At 64.9% G+C, this 18,618-nt stretch carries 18 protein-coding genes; 9 read left to right on the forward strand and 9 right to left on the reverse strand.

Annotation, left to right across the window (positions count from 1 at the left end; all coding sequences use genetic code 11):
* Positions 1–187: 187 nt before the first annotated feature.
* The gene (locus AC1DQQ_RS14010) at positions 188–2,776 is read right to left on the reverse strand and encodes a M1 family metallopeptidase (RefSeq protein ID WP_478045507.1); all 2,589 of its coding nucleotides are present in this window, start codon (positions 2,774–2,776) and stop codon (positions 188–190) included.
* Positions 2,777–2,938: 162 nt separating this feature from the next.
* On the opposite strand from AC1DQQ_RS14010, the gene AC1DQQ_RS14015 reads away from it, so the two are divergent.
* Positions 2,939–3,892, forward strand: a complete 954-nt coding sequence (locus AC1DQQ_RS14015) for an NAD(P)H-dependent flavin oxidoreductase (protein ID WP_478045508.1) — start codon at positions 2,939–2,941, stop codon at positions 3,890–3,892.
* A gap of 33 nt (positions 3,893–3,925) precedes the next feature.
* Here AC1DQQ_RS14015 and AC1DQQ_RS14020 read toward each other — a convergent pair whose 3' ends face one another.
* On the reverse strand, positions 3,926–4,387 hold the full coding sequence (locus AC1DQQ_RS14020) for a DUF1465 family protein (protein WP_478030381.1): 462 nt from the start codon (positions 4,385–4,387) through the stop codon (positions 3,926–3,928).
* An 84-nt stretch (positions 4,388–4,471) separates the two neighbouring features.
* Positions 4,472–4,669, reverse strand: a complete 198-nt coding sequence (locus AC1DQQ_RS14025; protein WP_066811480.1) for a YdcH family protein — start codon at positions 4,667–4,669, stop codon at positions 4,472–4,474.
* A 144-nt stretch (positions 4,670–4,813) separates the two neighbouring features.
* Here AC1DQQ_RS14025 and AC1DQQ_RS14030 point away from each other — a divergent pair, with 144 nt between their 5' ends.
* A complete protein-coding gene (locus AC1DQQ_RS14030) occupies positions 4,814–4,969 on the forward strand; it encodes a YdcH family protein (protein ID WP_478030382.1) in 156 nt (51 codons plus the stop codon).
* A 46-nt stretch (positions 4,970–5,015) separates the two neighbouring features.
* Here the strand turns inward: AC1DQQ_RS14030 and AC1DQQ_RS14035 are convergent, their stop codons facing one another.
* The 5 genes from AC1DQQ_RS14035 to AC1DQQ_RS14055 all read right to left on the reverse strand — a co-directional run bounded on the left by AC1DQQ_RS14035 (position 5,016) and on the right by AC1DQQ_RS14055 (position 7,718).
* Positions 5,016–5,390 (reverse strand): PilZ domain-containing protein, encoded by a 375-nt coding sequence (locus AC1DQQ_RS14035; protein WP_478030384.1) that lies wholly within the window; start codon positions 5,388–5,390, stop codon positions 5,016–5,018.
* 108 nt (positions 5,391–5,498) lie between these two features.
* Positions 5,499–5,957, reverse strand: coding sequence for an RNA polymerase-binding protein DksA (gene dksA, locus AC1DQQ_RS14040; RefSeq protein ID WP_478030385.1), 459 nt, complete (start codon positions 5,955–5,957; stop codon positions 5,499–5,501).
* A 531-nt stretch (positions 5,958–6,488) separates the two neighbouring features.
* The gene (locus AC1DQQ_RS14045) at positions 6,489–7,031 is read right to left on the reverse strand and encodes a hypothetical protein (protein WP_478030386.1); all 543 of its coding nucleotides are present in this window, start codon (positions 7,029–7,031) and stop codon (positions 6,489–6,491) included.
* Between the two features lie 30 nt (positions 7,032–7,061).
* Positions 7,062–7,253 carry a hypothetical protein gene (locus tag AC1DQQ_RS14050; protein ID WP_478045509.1) on the reverse strand — a complete coding sequence of 64 codons (192 nt, stop codon included), beginning with the start codon at positions 7,251–7,253 and terminating at the stop codon, positions 7,062–7,064.
* Positions 7,254–7,277: 24 nt separating this feature from the next.
* Complete coding sequence (locus tag AC1DQQ_RS14055; protein WP_478045510.1) at positions 7,278–7,718, reverse strand: host attachment family protein; 441 nt, start codon at positions 7,716–7,718, stop codon at positions 7,278–7,280.
* 86 nt (positions 7,719–7,804) lie between these two features.
* Here AC1DQQ_RS14055 and serS point away from each other — a divergent pair, with 86 nt between their 5' ends.
* From serS to AC1DQQ_RS14080, 5 genes are all read left to right on the forward strand, one after another.
* Positions 7,805–9,082: a serine--tRNA ligase gene (gene serS / locus AC1DQQ_RS14060; protein WP_478045511.1), complete on the forward strand. Its 1,278-nt coding sequence runs from the start codon at positions 7,805–7,807 to the stop codon at positions 9,080–9,082.
* A complete protein-coding gene (gene surE, locus AC1DQQ_RS14065) occupies positions 9,079–9,843 on the forward strand; it encodes a 5'/3'-nucleotidase SurE (protein ID WP_478030390.1) in 765 nt (254 codons plus the stop codon). Before serS ends, surE begins: the two co-directional genes overlap by 4 nt.
* Complete coding sequence (locus AC1DQQ_RS14070) at positions 9,840–10,916, forward strand: peptidoglycan DD-metalloendopeptidase family protein (RefSeq protein ID WP_478045512.1); 1,077 nt, start codon at positions 9,840–9,842, stop codon at positions 10,914–10,916. The genes surE and AC1DQQ_RS14070 overlap by 4 nt, the downstream gene beginning before the upstream one ends.
* A gap of 25 nt (positions 10,917–10,941) precedes the next feature.
* Positions 10,942–12,168 carry a tyrosine--tRNA ligase gene (gene tyrS / locus AC1DQQ_RS14075; RefSeq protein ID WP_478045513.1) on the forward strand — a complete coding sequence of 409 codons (1,227 nt, stop codon included), beginning with the start codon at positions 10,942–10,944 and terminating at the stop codon, positions 12,166–12,168.
* Between the two features lie 86 nt (positions 12,169–12,254).
* The gene (locus tag AC1DQQ_RS14080) at positions 12,255–12,572 is read left to right on the forward strand and encodes a PilZ domain-containing protein (RefSeq protein ID WP_478030393.1); all 318 of its coding nucleotides are present in this window, start codon (positions 12,255–12,257) and stop codon (positions 12,570–12,572) included.
* 26 nt (positions 12,573–12,598) lie between these two features.
* Here the strand turns inward: AC1DQQ_RS14080 and recG are convergent, their stop codons facing one another.
* The gene (gene recG, locus AC1DQQ_RS14085; RefSeq protein ID WP_478041050.1) at positions 12,599–14,650 is read right to left on the reverse strand and encodes an ATP-dependent DNA helicase RecG; all 2,052 of its coding nucleotides are present in this window, start codon (positions 14,648–14,650) and stop codon (positions 12,599–12,601) included.
* A gap of 72 nt (positions 14,651–14,722) precedes the next feature.
* Here recG and AC1DQQ_RS14090 point away from each other — a divergent pair, with 72 nt between their 5' ends.
* Positions 14,723–14,989, forward strand: coding sequence for an FAD assembly factor SdhE (locus AC1DQQ_RS14090; protein ID WP_478041051.1), 267 nt, complete (start codon positions 14,723–14,725; stop codon positions 14,987–14,989).
* A gap of 156 nt (positions 14,990–15,145) precedes the next feature.
* Positions 15,146–18,601: a transcription-repair coupling factor gene (gene mfd, locus AC1DQQ_RS14095; protein ID WP_478045514.1), complete on the forward strand. Its 3,456-nt coding sequence runs from the start codon at positions 15,146–15,148 to the stop codon at positions 18,599–18,601.
* Positions 18,602–18,618 lie beyond the last annotated feature (17 nt).

Below are 18,618 nucleotides of genomic sequence, written 5' to 3' on the forward strand. Positions count from 1 at the left end.
CCGGAGTCCCAATCGTCACCCCCGCCTTGTGCCCGTTCGAGTTTTGGCTTGCCCCCGGCAAGCCAAGATCGTGTCCGGGGGACAGGATCTCGCTCGAACGCCAACCCTCCACAACGGAATCCAGCCGCCGTTGCGCGTTGGATGCCGGGACAAGCCCGGCATGATGATCGTGGCTTAGATTAGCCCCTCAGTTCCCCTTCGCCGCCCAGGCCATCACCCCCGCTCGCAGCCGATCCGCCGCAGCCTTGCGCACGGCGATCGTCGCCAGCGCGCGCTTGGCGCCACCGCGCGATGCCGCCGGCAGGTTCTTCTCGGCATAAGCGGTGATCTTGCCCGGCATCGCCGGATCGTTCGACCCCGCTCCCAGGCGGACGATATAGCCAGCGCGCGTGCTCGCTTCGAGGAAGCCGTTGACCATGTCGGCGTTGGCGACGGCATAGTCGAACGCCAAATCGGGATTCCCGCCCGCCACTGCGCCCAGGATCACCGGCTTTTGCTGCGCGGTCAGCACGTCGGTCTTGAGTAGGTCGAGCGCCTTCTGCGCCAGCGCAGGATCACGCGTCGCCCCGAGCAGGCGGACATATTCGTTCTTCACGACTGGATTCGTCTCCGCTTTGGTCAGCGCGAGCAGCGCGTCCCAATCGGCCGGCGTCGCATTGCGGGCGAAGGTGGCGAGGATCGGCGCGCGGATCGCCGGCGGGATCGCCGAGCTATCGGTGCGGAGTTTGGCGAAATAGGCGCGGGCCCGACTCAGCACGTCCGGATCGCCGGCCGCCCCCAGGCGCCCGACCAGATCCTCGCGCAAATTGGTTACCAGCGGCGACTCGCCGGCCTTGGCCTCAAAACCGATCGACGCGAGCACGGGATCGAGCCGCCTGATCGTCAGCGCGTTGACCTGATCGCGGAGCGGACTGCCTTCATAGAGGCCGGACAGCGAACCCAGCTCGGCCGAGAGCAGCGACCATTCGAGCGGGCTGGCATCGTGCGGCACCGCGGCAAACGTCGCCGCCCAGGCCGAGAAATCCTGATCGCCCGATCGCGCCAGCGCGAAATCGTCGCCCAACGTTCCCAGCCGATCGGCGAGCGCCAGCTTGGCGTAGTCAGCTACCAGCGCCGCATGGGCGTCGCCCGCATAGCGCGCGCGCAAATAGCTGCCCTTGCCGACGTTGAGTACCACCGGGCCGCAGCCCGGCATGGTGACGTTGGTCGACGCACCGGTGGCGATCGCCCGTACCGGCTCGCCGCCGACCGTCCCGACCCGCAACGGCACACGCCAGGTCGTCGCCGCCTTGGAGGCATCGTCGAGCCCGAACCGCCCCTGCGCCAGCGCCGCGACAGTCTGGCCGTTGACGCACTTGCTCGACGCGAGCGTCACCATCGGCACGCCGCCCTGCAAGGTGAAATCGTGCGCACTATCCTTGATCTTGACGCCCGACGCCGCTTCCAGCTCGTCCCACAACATATCGGTCGAGGTGTTGCCGTATTTGTATTTCGCCATGTAGCGGCGGATGCCGTCCCGGAACTTGTCCGGACCCAGCACCGACTCGATCATCGTTATGACCGCCTGGCCCTTTTGATAGGTGATGCCGTCGAACGCTTCGCCAATCTGATCGACGGTTTCGACATGGCGGATGATCGGGTGCGTCGCGCTGGTCGCGTCAGTCCCGATTGCGCCTTCGCGGTCGAACGCTACCGCCGATTCGCGGGCGAACCAGTCGGGATTGAGATCACCCGAGGTCTTGTTCTCCATCCACGAGGCGAAGCCCTCGTTGAGCCACAGATCGTCCCACCAGCTCATCGTGACGAGGTCGCCGAACCATTGGTGCGCCATTTCATGCGCGACCACGGCGAAGATGCGCTGCTTGTCGCTCTCGGTCGCGCGCTTCGGGTCGAACAGGAGCTCCGGCTCGAAATAGAAGATCGCGCCCCAATTCTCCATCGCACCGAAGAATTGCGACGAGCCCGGACCAGCGATCATGTCAAGCTTGGGCAGCGGATAAGGCTGGCCGAAATAGTCGTTATAATAGGTCAGCAGCCGCTTGGCCGAGGCGAGCGCGTAATCGCCCTGATCCTTGACGCCCTTGCGCGTGATGACGCCGATCTCGGTCTTGCCGGCCATCACGGTCTTGCGCTCCATGTCCCCCATGCCGAGGAACAGGAGGTAGCTCGACATGATCGGGCTCTGCCGGAAGCTATAGAGTTGGGTGCCGTCGGGACGGTTGGTCATGGTGGCGGGCATGTTGGAGAAAGCGAGCTGCCCCTTGGGCGCCACCGCCGACAGCTTGAACTTGGCCTTGAAGCTGGGCTCGTCCCACATCGGTGCGAAACGGCGCGCATCGGGCGCCTCGAACTGGGTCGCGAGCATCCGCGCCTTCGACCCGTCGTCATTGGTGTAATCGATCGCGAAGAAGCCGGCGGCCGATTCGTTGATCTTGCCGATCCAGGCGAAGGTAATGACATGGTTGCCGAGCTTGGCCGGCGCCGGGAGCGTCAGGGTCAATTGCTGCGCATCGTTGTCGAGCTTGAATGGCACCGCCTTGCCGTCGATCGTCGCGCGGCTGATCGTCATGTCGGCGGCATTGAGGATGATCGTGCTGGTCGCCTTCTTCACCGTGACGTTGACCGTCTCGGTGCCGGTGAAGGTCATCTTCTGCGCGTCGGGATCGACTTTGATGTCGTAGGACACCGGCAGGACGTCGGTCGGCAGCCGCGCTGCGGCGAGCGCCGGCGTGGAGACGGTGGCGAGCAGCAGCACGGCAGTGACGGCGATCTTCATGCGATTCTTGGACCTTGGTGATATGGTGTATTGTTTGGCCATAACGCGGTGCGTGCGAATGGCAAATGGATCGATTCGGCCCGATTCGCCCATTCCGTACCGTCAATTCGAAAATTTGTCCGGGCTGCTGGACTGTGGTTTCGGTTGCGCTATGAAACCGGCATGAGGACGCCGATATTCGATCGCCTGCGCCTGCCCGTGATCGGGTCGCCGCTGTTCATCATCTCCGGACCCGATTTGGTAATCGCCCAGTGCAAAGCGGGAATCGTCGGGTCCTTTCCGGCCTTGAACGCGCGGCCGCAGACCCTGCTCGACGAATGGCTGCATCGGATCACCGAGGAACTCGCGGCGTGGAATCGCGACAATCCCGATCGCCCCGCCGCCCCCTTCGCCGTCAATCAGATCGTCCACAAGTCGAACGACCGGCTGATGGGCGACCTCGCGATTTGCGAGAAGTGGCAAGTGCCGATTACCATCACCTCGCTCGGTGCGCGCGAGGAACTCAATCAGGCCGTGCACGCTTGGGGCGGGATCACGCTTCATGACATTATCGACGACCGTTTCGCGCGCAAGGCGATCGAAAAGGGCGCCGACGGGCTGATCGCGGTCGCGGCGGGCGCCGGTGGCCATGCCGGACGCCTGTCGCCCTTCGCGATCACCCAGGAAATCCGGCAATGGTTCGATGGCCCGCTGGTCCTGTCGGGCGCGATCGCGACCGGCGGCGCGGTGCTTGCCGCCCAGGCGATGGGCGCCGACCTCGCCTATATCGGCTCGCCTTTCATCGCGACCGACGAAGCCAATGCCGTCGAGGCCTACAAACGGGGCATCGTCGAGAGCAAGGCGGCGGACATCGTCTATTCGAACCTGTTCACCGGCGTGCACGGCAATTATCTGCGCGGCTCGATCGTCGCGGCGGGCATGAATCCCGACAATCTGCCGGAGGGCGATCTCAGCACGATGAACTTCGGCGGCAATCGCGARGCGAAGGCCTGGAAGGACATCTGGGGATCGGGCCAGGGCATCGGCGTGATCGACAAGGTCGAGTCGGTCGCCGCACGCGTCGATCGGCTTGAAGCAGAGTATAAGGCAGCGAAGGCGCGCATTGCCGCGCTGTAACCCTCACATAGTGCGACGGGCGATGACGACCTTCTAAAACGCCATTGCCAGACGGGCCTGCATCCACTGCACCGGGCTATCGGCGGGCAACGAGTCGGCCTGCGCGCCGTCCAGACGCGCGACGCGACGATGGAGATCGATGCTGGCGGTGATCAACGCGCGCGCATCGGCCGGCATCTGCTCGATCACCCCGCGGTCGGTGATCGGCGCATCGCCAAGACGCCGTGCGGGATCGAGCGCGTCGCGTGGCGACAATTCCCCCGAATCGACCGCGCGCTGGGTCAGCAGCCAGGCGATGACGTGCATCAGCCGCGTCGTCACCTTGAGCGATTCGCACGAGAAGGTGACGCGGCCGAGCGGATCCAGCGCCTCGCGCTCGACGCGCGCGCCCTGGTCGAAATAGCCGCGCGCCTCGTCCGCCAGCACCATCGCCTCGACGTAGAGCGAGTCGATCATTTTGCGATGGATGCGCAGTTCGGTGACTTCACCTGTCATGCGCAACACGATTGCCACAAACGACGGTTCCCGCAAGCGGCGAAAGGACCACCGCGTCCCAAATTCGATCAGGGCCGGATTCGATCACGCGATGATGTCGGGAATCAACTGGTTCTCCAGCGCGGTAACCTCATCCTTCAACAACAGCTTGCGCTTCTTCAGCCGGGCAATCTGGAGCTGGTCGCTCGACCCCAATACCCGCAACGCCTCGATCGCCGAATCGAGGTCGCGATGCTCGGTCCTGAGGGCGTCCAGCCGTTTGTGGATCTGCGCTTCGTCCATCGCTCTCCGCGTCCCTTGGGCCCTCGAAGACCGATCTGTCGCCAAAACGATGCGCCGCGTCGAATCGAAAGTGAAATCGATGGCGACAAATCGCGCGACTCGTGTTCTATTGGTCCACCCACCTTGATGAAGGAGGTCGCTCCCATGCAGAACTCGCACCTTTCAGCTCTTGAGGCGAAGCATTTGGTGTTGGACCGGCAGATCACAGCCGAAAGCCAGCGCCCAGCGCCCGACACCCGCATCCTCGCGAATCTCAAGAAGCAGAAATTGCGTGTGAAGGAAGCAATCGCGGCGATCTGATCCCGCGTGCACCGGGGCCCGGGTGCGATGCGCCCGGGTCGTCCCGTCAGAATAGCGGCTTGATCGGCTTGTCCTTGACCGGACCCGAGTTGGCTACGACCGGCTTGCGCGCGGCCTGAGGATCGATCGGGTGATCGAATGCCACGCCGGCGCGGCCAGCCGCGATCCAGGCGATGCGGCCATTGACCCAACCGACGCCGCGCACCTCTATCTCGACCATCGTACCGATATCGATCGGCTTGGGCACGTCGGCCATCAGTCCGCCGGATGACAGGTTACGGACGCGCACCTGCGTGGTTTCAGTCGAGCCTTCGATGCGAAACCGCGCCACCAGCAACAGACTGTCGCGCGCGTCGTTACGCTGTGCCACCGCGTCTTCGGCGCCGCCGTCGGTTAAGGGATCGTGCGAAACGTGGTCCATATGCCTGCCAAAAACGCGTCCATGCCGCCCGCGAACGCTTAGGCCGAAAGATTATCGAAAGCGTTAAACCGCAGGCCCAACGAAAAATCCGATCCAGAACGGATCGGATCAGTCCTCGCGCGACACTTTCTCGTTGCGCTCGTGACGCTCCTGCGCCTCGACGGTCATCGTCGCGATCGGTCGCGCCTCGAGCCGGCCGAGCGAGATCGGTTCGCCGGTGACTTCGCAATAGCCGTATTCGCCTTCATCGAGCCGGCGCAGCGCGGCATCGATCTTGGAGATCAACTTGCGCTGGCGATCGCGCGTGCGCAATTCGATCGACCAGTCGGTCTCGCTCGATGCGCGGTCGGTTAGATCCGCCTCGCGCAGCGGCTCGACCTGAAGCTGCGACAGCGTCGTTTCCGCTTCCTTGAGGATCGCTTCCTTCCAGCGCAGCAGCTTGTCGCGGAAATATTCCTGCTGACGCGGATTCATAAAAGGTTCGTCAGGGCTCGGCCGATAGCCGTCGCCATCGTTGGCCGGTACGCTGAAACTGGAATCATCCATGCGATTCAAAGCCGTTGCCATCCCCACTCTCCGTTTGGCCCTTGGAACACTGTTCCCGTGCGCCTGTCGGACCCCTAATGACGAGCGGGCCTATAGCGGCGTGGAAGCGGCTCCACAAGCGATTGGCGACAAACAAAAAGCCCGTCGCGTCCGCGGCACGATAATGGGGAGTTGATGACGACGGCGTGAACCGCCCCTTCACCCTTTGGTCACATGTCGAGACCCTGGATCGGGCGAAGAAGTTAACCCAGGCCGTATCACAATGACACGTTAACCATAACTGCACCTCCATCGATCGATATAAAGATCAAATCGGGCGACTATAATTGGTTAACGGAATTGCGCTTAATTCTTTGTTTTGCACTATCGCACTAGCAGCGAAGTAACTGCGAGAATCACCACCGTCTCTGTGGGGTCAGCGACGGTTAGAGAGAAAGTAGACGCGATGTCTGTCCGGATGGCGATGGCTAAACTATGCGCCTGCGCATGCGGGGGCGCCATTATCGGCGGCGGTGCGGTCAAAGTGGCCGACGGCGCCAAGGCTCGTCCCGTTTATGCCAAGACGTACAAGCGACATGTCGTGCGGGCCCGGGTAGCGAGCGCCGCCCGATCGCGCGTTCGCAAGGTGGTGACGACCACGACGACCTGCCCACCCGCGATCGTGACGGTCGCCGGTGGCGCTCCGTTGCCGATGCCGCCTGCCTTCACCGGCTCGAGCGGCGGTGTGCCGATCGTTGGCGGAAGCGGTGGAGGCTGGGGCGGCGGCGGTGGCGGATTCTTCGCCGGCGGCTTTGGTGGCGGTGGCGGTGGCAGCGGCGGGATTGCGATCTCGTCGACCTCGTCCAGCTCGGGCGGTTCGTCCTCGACCTCTTCCTCAACCGGCGGCTTCTCGTCGGGCAGCACCTCCTCTACCTCGTCGGGTAACGTCTCCTCGTCGTCGTCGGGCGACGTGTCGTCCTCAACCTCATCTTCGGGTGACGTCTCGTCCTCCTCGTCGACCTCGAGTTCCTCTAACGGCTCGTCGTCTTCGACGTCTTCATCCTCGAACGGATCGAGCTCGTCCAACTCGTCCGCCAGCTCGGGCTCTTCCTCCACGTCTGGCTCCTCGTCGACCTCGTCGTCGAGCTACGGCTCGTCGTCCAGGGGCTGGAGTTCGAACGGCGGCTGGTCGTCGAACGGCGGCTGGAGCTCGACCGGTGGCCACGGCTCCTCGACTGGGTCGACCGGCGGCACACCAGCCCCGGTCCCCGCGCCGCCGATGATTCTGCTCTTCGGTGGCGCCGCGGCCGCGATGGTCGCGCGCAAGCGCCTGGCCAAGAAGAAGGCTGAAACTGTTGCGGCCTAAGCCGCGCTCAACGCTTTCTCGATTTCGGGAATAGGATGGCCGGTGAGGTTCTTCGGGACTTCGCCGGCCAATCTGTTGGCGACCTCGACATGATAATGTTTGCGCAACTCGCCCAGCGTGTGCGGCGGCGCAGCAATGATCAGTGATTCGAATTCGTTGGCGAGCGCGCGTTCCTTGAGCATCGCCCCGACATCGGCGGCGAAGCGATCCTCTTCCTGCTGGTGAAAATCGACTTCCTGCATCGAACTGCGCGCCGATCCGACCGAGCTGGCGGTGCTGCCCGGCGCGTCGGTTTTCTGGTCGCGATCCGCCGGGTTGATCCGGCCCTCGGCATGTTCGACCACCAGATTTGGGTGCACTCCATCGCCCTCATTGCGCAGGAACAGCGCCTTGCGCCCATCGGCGACGACGACGAGGGTATTGTGACGAAGCTGCATGATGTTCTCCTCGGGTTTGGGAGTTGAACGCCGCAGTACGCCACCGGGTTGCGCGCCTCGTCCCGCCCCGCCATAGCCTCGCCGCTATGCATGACATCCGCCTGATCCGCGACAATCCCGAAGCTTTCGATGCAGGACTGGCCCGTCGCGGCCTGTCACCGATGGCATCGGACCTGCTCGCGTTGGACGAAAAGCGCCGCGCTGTGATCACCGAATTGCAGGCCGGCCAGACTCGCCGCAACGAGGCGTCGAAGGCGATCGGCGCGGCCAAGGCGGCCAAGGACGAAGCGACCGCGGGCGCGCTGATGGCCGAAGTCGCGACGCTCAAGACGCGCTTGCCCGAGTTGGAGGAAGAGGAACGGACCACCGAGGCGGCGCTGAATGAGGCGCTGGCCGCGATCCCCAATCTGCCGCTCGACGACGTGCCCGCCGGCGCGGATGAAGATGATAACCAATTGATGCACGAGCGTGGCACCAAGCCCGTTTTCGCGTTCGACAGTCGCGAGCACGACGCCATCGGCCCGGCGCTCGGACTGGACTTCGAAACCGGCGTGGCGCTTGCCGGCGCGCGCTTCACTTTGGTTCGTGGCGCCGCGGCGCGACTCAACCGCGCGCTCGGCCAGTTTGGGCTCGACGTGCTGACCAAACACCATGGATATGAGGAAGTCGTGCCGCCGCTGCTCGTGCGCAGCGAGGCGATGTTCGGTACCGGGCAATTGCCCAAGTTCGCCGAGGACCTGTTTCAGACCACCGATGGTCGCTGGCTGATACCCACCTCCGAAGTGTCCTTGACCAATATCGTCCGCGAACAAATCCTGGCCGGCGCCGAGCTGCCGCTGCGCTTCACCGCCCTGACGCCCTGCTTCCGCTCGGAGGCAGGCGCCGCCGGACGCGACACGCGCGGCTTCATCCGCCAGCACCAATTCGAAAAGGCCGAGATGGTCTCGATCGTGCCGCCCGATCAGTCGGAAGCCGAGCATGAGCGGATGACCGCCGCCGCGGAAGACGTGCTGACCCGGCTCGGCCTGCCTTTCCGTCGGATGAAGCTGTGCACCGGCGACATGGGTTTTTCCGCGGCCCGCACCTACGATCTCGAAGTCTGGCTGCCGGGCCAGGGGCGCTATCGCGAGATTTCGAGCTGCTCGACCTGCACCGATTTCCAGGCGCGGCGGATGAACGCGCGCTTCCGTGGCGAGGACGGCAAGCCGGCGTTCGTCCACACGCTGAACGGCTCGGGGCTGGTCGTCGGGCGGATGATGGTCGCGATCCTGGAAAATTATCAGCAGGAAGACGGCGCGGTGGCGATCCCTGATGCGCTGCAACCGTATCTCGGTGGGCTGAACCGGCTCGAGCCCAAGGCGTGAGAATCCTTCTCACCAATGACGACGGCTATCACGCGCCCGGACTTGCCGTGCTCGAACGTCTGGCGCGGTGCTTTTCCGACGACATCACCATCGTGGCGCCGGCCGAGGAGCAATCGGGCAAGGGTCGCTCGCTCACACTGACCGAACCGCTGCGGGTCAAGCGGTTCGACGATAAGCGCTACGCCGTCGGCGGAACGCCGACCGATGCGGTAATGTTCGCGCTGGCCAATGTCATGCGCGACGCCAAGCCCGATCTGATCCTGTCGGGAGTCAATCGCGGCGCCAATCTGGGCGAGGACGTATTCTATTCGGGCACGATCGGCGCGGCGATGGAAGGCGCGCTCGCCGGCATCCGCTCGATCGCGATCAGCCAGCGTTATGGTGCCGAAGCGCCCGGCCACGACGTTACGTTCGAGACCGCCGAGGCGTGGGGCGAACGCGTGCTGGCGCCGTTGATCGCTGCACCGGTCGATCCGCGCGTCGTGGTCAACGTCAACTTTCCGCCGATTCCGCCCGATGATGTGCAGGGCGTGCGCGTCGTCCATCAGGGATTGCGCGACTATGGCCGCGTCAAGGTGATCGAGCGCACCGACCCGCGCGGGTTCGCTTATTATTGGATGGGCCTGGGCCGCGTCGAGCACACGCCGGCCGCCGATACCGACCTGGAGGCGATCGAGCGCGGCTTCATTACCGTGACGCCGTTACAGATGGACCTGACGCATCGTGATTCATTGGCTATGCTGGAGAAAGCGTATCGATGACGCAGGGGGGGCCCGCGATGCGAATGATCACACTTGTCCTTTTGATATTCGGACTCTCGGGATGCATCCCGCAGACCGATTATGCGCGGCCATCTGACGCGGGGTCGCCGCCCGTCGCAGATTACGACCCGCCGCCGCCGCAGGCCGAAATGACTGCCCCGCCCTCGGCGCCGCCTGCCTGGGAAGCAAAGCCGGTCACACCCGATGCGCGAACGATCGCTGAATCGAGCTATATCGTCCGGCCCGGCGACACGTTGCGCGGCGTTGCCGACAAGACCGGGTCAGGTTCGGAGATCATCGCCAGGGCAAATGCCCTCGAATCGCCCTTCACCATTCGCGCCGGGCAGCAATTGCGCATTCCGGGCGGCCGCTACCATCTGGTCCGGCCGGGCGAATCGGGCATCGCGATCGCGCGGGCCTATGGCGTCCGCTGGGCCGACATCGTCGCTGCCAATAACCTGGTCGAACCCTATGTGCTGCGGTCAGGCCGTCGTATCCTGATCCCCGGCGGCACACGGCCGCCCCAAACGCTCGCCGAGCGCGCGGCAGCGTTCAAGATCGACCTTGGCGACATCGCCACTGGCGGCGGCGAGCCCGCCATTCCGGATAACGTCAGGCCGGTTCGCCCCGCGACTTCGGTGACCAGGGCGCTGCCCTCGACTGTCGCGGTGGGCGCGCCCTCGCCGCTCAGCGGGCCTTTCCTCTGGCCGGTCGCGAGCGGCAGGGTCGTCAAGCGGTTCGGCGGCGGCGCGAGCGGGGAGCGTAATGACGGGATAAAGATCGCGGTGCCGCTGGGGACGCCGATCCGGGCCGCGGCCGATGGTGTGGTGATCTACACTACCGACAGCATCGCCGGACTGGGTGGCTTGGTCATGGTCCGCCACGGCAATGGCTGGACCAGCGTCTATGGCCATGCCAGCCGCGTCATAGTGACTCGTGGCCAGGCGGTGAAACGCGGGCAGACGATCGCGCTGTCGGGCGACACCGGCTTCGCCGACCGCCCGGAAGTGCATTTCGAACTCAGGCAAGGCCGTACGCCGGTCGATCCCTTGTCGAAGTTGCCGAGTCGCTAGTGGCGGTGCTACCCGCGCCGCCATCATGACCGATTACAAATCCGACCTGCTCCGCCTGCTCGACGAGCGCGGCTATATCCATCAAGTGACCGACGCAATCGGACTCGACGCGTTGGCGACCAAGCAGATCGTACCCGGCTATATCGGCTTCGACGCCACCGCGCCGTCGCTGCACATCGGATCGATGGTGCAGATCATGATGCTGCGCCGCCTGCAGCAAGCGGGCCACAAGCCGATCGTGCTGATGGGCGGCGGGACGACCAAGGTCGGCGATCCATCGGGCAAGGACGAAAGCCGACGGCTGCTCGACGACGCCACGATCGATGCCAACATCGCCTCGATCCGTCGCGTATTCGAACGCTTCCTGACCTTCGGCGACGGCCCGACCGATGCGGTGATGGTCAACAATGCCGACTGGCTCGACAAGCTCGAATATATTCCGTTCCTGCGCGACGTCGGGCGGCATTTCACGATCAACCGCATGTTGGCGTTCGATTCGGTCAAACTCCGGCTCGATCGCGAGCAGCCGCTGACCTTCCTCGAATTCAACTACATGATCCTCCAGGCCTATGATTTCCTGGAATTGTCGCGCCGCTCGGCATGCCGGCTGCAAATGGGCGGATCGGATCAATGGGGCAATATCGTCAACGGCATCGAGCTGTCGCGCCGAGTCGACGGGACCGAGGTATTCGGGCTGACCACCCCGCTGATCACCAATGCGGACGGATCGAAGATGGGCAAGACCGCGGCCGGCGCGGTGTGGCTCAACGACGACGCGCTGCCGGCCTATGATTACTGGCAATATTGGCGAAACGTCGACGACCGCGACGTCGGCCGTTTCCTGCGCCTGTTCACCGACCTGCCGCTCGACGAAATCGCCCGGCTCGAATCGCTCGAGGGTGCAGAGATCAACCAGGCCAAGATCGTGCTCGCCAACGAGGCGACGGCCTTGTGCCGCGGCCAGGAGGCAGCGAACCTGGCCGCCGAGACTGCACGCAAGACGTTCGAGGAAGGATCGGCGGGCGCCGACCTGCCCACGTTTGCGGTGTCCGGCTCGACCGGCCTGGTCGATGCGCTGATCGGGCTCGGCTTCTGCACATCCAAGGGCGAGGCGCGGCGGTTGATCGCCGGTGGCGGCGCGCGGGTCGATGGGGAGAAGGTGGCGGACGAGGCGTTCACCATCGTGATGGCGGGAAATCCGGTGCGCGTGTCGGCGGGCAAGAAGCATCACGGCTTGCTCACGCCGGCGTGAATATGGCTAACAGCCGTTAAACACGTTCCTTTTCAAGCTTTTCATGGGCTGGTCGTTACTCATTGTAGCGAACGGGAAAGGACTCGATGGGCGCGGCACTGGCCTATAGCGATCAACGCGATGCTCCACGGGATGAGGTTCATTACCGTGCGCGCGCTTTCGGCGGCGATGCCCGGCCGGTATCGGTGCTGGTCGTCAACATGTCGGCCCAGGGGCTGATGGCGCGAGTCGATGCCGACCGCCCGATCGGCGAACGGCTGCACATCACCCTTCCTGTGGTCGGCGTGATCGTCGCCGAGGTCCGCTGGTCGCTTGGCGGGCGGATCGGCTGCGAGCTCGACCGGCCGATCGGCATGGCCGAATATTACGAACTGCTCTCGGCCTTGCTCAAGAACGTTCGCTGAGGGCGGTTGCCCAGGGGCAGGCCGCCCTAGCCCGACCGCAGCAATTGCACCCCGGCATCGCGCTCGAACAAGTACAGCGCGATCCGCGCCGCCTGACCGCGCGGGCCGTCCAGGCCACCGTCGCGATCGATCATCAGTCGGGCGTCGTCATGCGCGGTTTGTTGCAGCGAAGCGAAATGCTCGGGCGTCGCCAGGCGATAGCCTTGCTCGCCGGACTGACGCGTCCCGAGCATCTCGCCAGCCCCGCGCAACCGCAAATCTTCCTCGGCGATACGGAAGCCGTCGTTGGTCTCGCGCATCAACGCCAGCCGCGCGCGCGATGTCTCGCTCAGGCCGTTGCCGCGGATGAGCAAGCAGATCGAGCGCCCCGTGCCGCGCCCTACGCGACCGCGCAACTGATGAAGCTGGGCGAGACCGAACCGATCAGCATGCTCGATCACGATCAGCGTCGCATTGGGTACGTCGACCCCGACCTCGATCACCGTGGTCGCCACCAGCACGCCGAGATCGCCGCTGGCGAAGCGCGCCATCACCGCATCCTTCTCGGCCGGTTTCATGCGGCCATGGATCAGCCCGACACGATCGCCGAACCGCGCCTGTAGTGACCCCGCACGCGCCTCGGCCGCGGCGAGGTCCGATTTCTCGCTTTCCTCGACCAAGGGGCACACCCAATAGGCCTGACCTCCGCTGTCGAGATGCCGGCCGAGCGCTTCGACGATCTCGCCCAGCCGGTCCTCCGACATCACCCGCGTTTCGATCGGCTGGCGTCCCGGCGGCATCTCGTCGAGCCGGCTGACGTCCATCTCGCCATATTGCGCCAGGGTCAGCGTGCGCGGGATCGGCGTCGCGGTCATCGCCAGCAAATGCGGCGCGGTACCCTTCTCCTGCAGCAACAGCCGCTGCGCCACGCCGAAGCGATGCTGTTCGTCGACCACGACCAGCCCCAGATCGCGATAGGCTACCGCTTCCTGGAAGATGGCGTGCGTCCCAACCAGGATATGGATCGATCCATCCGCCAGTCCCATCAAGGTCGATTCGCGCACCCTGCCCTTGTCGCGTCCGGTCAGCACCGCGACATTGACCGACAGCCCGGCGAGCATACGCTGCAGCGTGTCGTAATGCTGCCGCGCCAGGATCTCGGTCGGCGCCAGGAACGCCCCTTGCGCGCCCGCCTCGACCGCCATCAACAGCGCCATCGTCGCGACCAGGGTCTTGCCCGAGCCGACATCGCCCTGGAGCAGCCGCAGCATCGGCGCCGATTGCGCGAGGTCGCCCTCGATCTCGCGGATCGTCCGTGCCTGGGCATTGGTCGGCGCATAAGGCAGGTTGAGCATGGCACGCAGCCGCCCGTCGCCGTTAAGCGCGCGTCCACGCCGCGCGCGGGACGATTGCCGCACCAGCATGAAAGCGAGCTGGTTGGCGAACAATTCGTCATAGGCGAGCCGCTCGCGCGCCTTGTGATCGGCGGGATCGGCATGCGCCCGGGCGAGCGCTTCGCGCCAGTCGGGCCATTGATGCTGCGTCTTGACCCCCGGCTCGATCCACTCGGGCAGATCGGGCGCGCGCTCGATCGCCTGATGCGCCATCTGCGCCAGCCGGCGCGAGGTCAGCCCCTCCGACAACGGATAGATCGCCTCGCGCTCGCGAAAGCCCTCGCCGGGATCGGCCAGGTCGGGATGGACGATCTGCAATTCCTGTCCATACATTTCGAGCTTGCCCGAAATGCGCTTGGCCTCACCGAGCGGCAGCAATTTCTTCACCCAGCCCGACGAGCCGCCGAAATAGATCAGGCTGACATAATTGCCCTTGGCGTCGGTCGCGTGAACCCGCGTCGGCCCGCGCGGACTGCTGCTGATGCGGTAATCGACCGGCGTCACGGTAATCGCGATCGTCCGTCCGGCATCGGCCATGTCGAGCTCGTCGCGCGGTAGCCGGTCGATGAACCCGGTCGGCAGATGGAAGGCGACATCGACCACCCGGTGCAGCCCCAGCCGGTCGAGTGGCTTGGCGAGCGCCGGTCCCACGCCCTTGAGCGCAGTCACTTCGGCAAAGAGCGGGTTGAGGATATCGGGGCGCATAGCTATCTCGCTCTCCCTAGCCCCAGCCGACTGCGCGTCAAAGCGCTGCCGGCCAATTGTCGTTGGAGACCAATGGACCGCGATATCCGCCTCAAGCGCCTGCGCTTTCGCGCCTGGCACCGCGGCACCAAGGAAGCCGATCTGATGATCGGCGGATTTTTCGACGCGCATGGCGCGACGTGGAACGATGCCGAGATCGACTGGTTCGAAACCTTTCTGGAAGAACAGGACGTCGACATCATGGCCTGGGCGATCGGAACGCAGGACGTGCCCGCGCAATGGCAAGGGCCGATGATCGAGGCGATGAAGCAGCTGAATTTCGTGCCGATCCAGAAGTAGTTCTCCCCTCCTTGCATGGGAGGGGATTAAGGGGTGGGTCGCGACCCCGGCGCAAGCCGGGCGGGCGTCCGGAACGAGCCCTAAGCCAATCGATCGGCGCTACGCGCCGAACCCACCCCTAACCCCTCCCTTGCAGGGAGGGGAACAAGAAGAAAAATGACCGACCCGCGCAAGATCCTCTCCGCGAAAGCACCCCTGACCCTCGCCGGCGTCCCGGCGGGGTTCCTGCCGGTGTTGCTTGCCGACCTCGCCCGCGCGCAGGCACCGGGCCGCGTGGTGCTGATCGCGCCCGACGAGGCCGAAATGCGTGCTGTCGCGGCGACCGCGGGGTATTTCGCGCCCGAGATCGAGATCGTCACCTATCCGGCCTGGGATTGTCTGCCCTATGACCGCGCCAGCCCGACCTTACGCGTCATGGCCGAACGCCTGGCCGCGCTCCACCGCTTGCAACAGGCGCCGAAGAAGCCGCAGCTCGTCGTCACCACCGCCAATGCCGCGACTCAGCGCACGCTGACGCCGTTCCGCATCCGCCAACTCGTCGCGCGCCTCGCGCCGGGCGAGCGGATCGGCCGCGACAAATTGGCGATATTGCTGTCGGCCAATGGCTATGTCCGCACCGACACGGTCCACGACCAGGGCGAGTTCGCTGTGCGCGGCGGATTGGTCGACCTGTTCCCGAGCGGTGAGGAACAGGCGTTGCGCCTCGATTTCTTCGGCGACGAGATCGAGAGCGTCCGCACCTTCGATGCCGCCGACCAGCGCACCACCGGCCGAGTCGATGGATTCACTCTGCTGCCGGCCTCCGAAGCCCTGCTCGACGAGGAATCGGTCAAGCGCTTCCGCACACGCTATCGCGAGAAGTTCGGCGCCACCGCGACCGGCGACCCGCTCTATCAGGCGATCAGCGACGGGCGTCGGCTGGCCGGCATGGAACATTGGTTGCCGATGTTCGAAGAGCGGTTGGAGACTCTGTTCGACCATCTCGGCGACGACGCGCTGGTGATCCGCGAATCGGGCGTCACCGCGGCGGCCGAACAGCGGTTCGAGGCCGTCTCTGACTATCACGCCAATCGCCTGAAGGCGCAGTCGAGCGATCCGGGCAGCTATCGTCCGCTCGCGCCGAACGCGCTCTATTTGTTGCCCGACGAATGGGCGACGCGGCTCGATCAGGCCAAGGTGCACCTTGCCACGCCGTTCCACGAACCACCGAGCGACACCGTGCTCGATTTCGAGGTCGATGGCCCGCGCGACTTCACGCCCGAGCGCGCGAGTGGCGTCAACATCTACGAAGCGGTCGTAGAGCATCTCGACAAGCTGCGGAAAGACGGCAAGAAACCAATCCTGGCGAGCTATTCGGCCGGGTCGCGCGAACGCCTTGCCGGGTTGCTCAAGGACCATGAGCTGACCGGGCTGAAGCTCGTCGACACCTGGCAGGAAGCGCAGGGCGCCGCGGAGCACGGTGTCGCGCTCACGATCCTGCCGCTCGATCATGGCTTCACCGCGCCCGATATCGCCTTGCTCACCGAGCAGGATATGCTCGGCGACCGCCTGGTGCGCCGCAATCGCCGCAAGAAGTCGGCCGATGCCTTCCTTGCCGAGCTCGCGACGCTCACGCCGGGCGATCTCGTCGTCCATGCCGATCACGGCATCGGCCGCTACGAAGGCCTGACCCAGATCCCGGTGCAGAAGGCGCCGCACGATTGCGTCGCTTTGACCTATGCCGGCGGCGACAAGCTCTACGTTCCGGTCGAGAATCTCGAAGTCCTGAGCCGTTACGGCGGCGACGAAGGCGGCACGCTCGACCGCCTCGGCGGCGAGGCGTGGCAGCGCCGCAAATCGCGGATGAAAGAGCGCATCCGCGAGATTGCCGGCGAGTTGATCGCGACCGCCGCGCTGCGCGCGCTCCGCCAAGCCGATGTCGCCGAGCCCGATTCGTCGGGCTATCCGGCGTTCGTCGACCGCTTTCCCTATCAGGAAACCGACGATCAGGACCGCGCGATCGCCGAATCGCTCGACGATCTCGGCTCGGGCAAGCCGATGGACCGGCTGATCGTCGGCGATGTTGGTTTCGGCAAGACCGAGGTCGCGTTGCGCGCCGCCTTCGTCGCGGCGATGGGCGGGATGCAGGTCGCGGTGGTGTGCCCGACCACTCTGCTCGCCCGCCAGCATTACAACAATTTCGTCGCGCGGTTCGAAGGCTTCCCGATCAAGGTCGGGCGGCTGTCGCGCCTGGTCGGCAGTGCCGAGGCAAAGGCCGTCAAGGAAGGTCTGACCGACGGCACGATCGACGTCGTCATCGGCACCCACGCGATCCTGGCCAAGGGCATCGAGTTCAAGCGGCTCGGACTCGTCGTAGTCGACGAGGAGCAGCGTTTCGGCGTCACTCATAAGGAACGACTGAAGGCGCTCAAGACCGACGTCCACGTCCTGACGCTGACCGCCACGCCGATCCCACGCACCTTGCAAATGGCTATGTCGGGCTTGCGCGAATTGTCGGTGATCCAGACGCCGCCGGTCGATCGCCTGGCGGTACGCACCTATGTCATGCCCTGGGATCCGGTGGTGCTGCGCGAGGCGTTGCTGCGCGAACATTATCGCGGCGGGCAGAGCTTCTTCGTGACGCCGCGAGTCAAGGATGTGCCCGAGATCGAGGAATTCCTGCGCGAACACGTGCCCGAGGTGCGCTATGTCGTCGCGCACGGTCAGATGGCGGCCGGCGAAGTCGAGGAGCGGATGTCCGCTTTCTACGACAAGAAGTTCGAGGTTTTGGTGTCGACCACGATCGTCGAAAGCGGGCTCGACATCCCCAGCGCCAATACGATGATCGTCCACCGCGCCGACCGTTTCGGCCTCGCCCAGCTGTATCAGCTGCGCGGCCGCGTCGGGCGGGGCAAGACACGGGCTTATGCCTATCTGACCACGCCGGCCAATCGCATCATCACGGAGACCGCCGACAAGCGGCTCAAGGTACTGTCGGATCTCGACACGCTGGGCGCCGGGTTCCAGCTCGCCAGCCACGATCTCGACATTCGCGGCGCGGGCAATTTGCTCGGCGACGAGCAATCGGGGCATATTCGCGAAGTCGGCTACGAACTCTACCAATCGATGCTCGAGGAAGCGATCCTCGACGCCCGCGCCGGCGGCCTGGCGCAGCGTCCGCGCGATTTCAGCCCGCAGATTACCGTCGACGCGGCGATCATGATTCCCGAGGATTACGTCCCCGATCTCGACCTGCGCATGGGCCTATATCGCCGCCTCAACGAACTCGACGACCAGAACGGGATCGAGGCCTTCGCCGCGGAGATGATCGACCGTTTCGGCCCCCTGCCCGAGCCGACCGCGAACCTGATCAAGCTCATCGAGATCAAGCTCAACGCCAAGAAGGCCTGTGTCGCCAAGATCGACGTCGGCGCGAAGGGCGCGCTGGTCAGCTTCCACGACGACAAGCCGCCCAATATCGATGGCCTGCTCGCTTATGTCGCGCGGCTGCAAGGAGTCGCCAAGCTGCGTCCCGACAGCAAGCTGGTGATCGCGCGCGAATGGGGCGATCCGCAGGCGCGGCTCAATGGCGCGCTGCAATTGTCGAAGGGACTGGCGAAGGCAGCAGGATAAGCCCATCGCTCTAAATC

Source organism: Sphingomonas sp. P4_G3 (assembly GCF_056401105.1).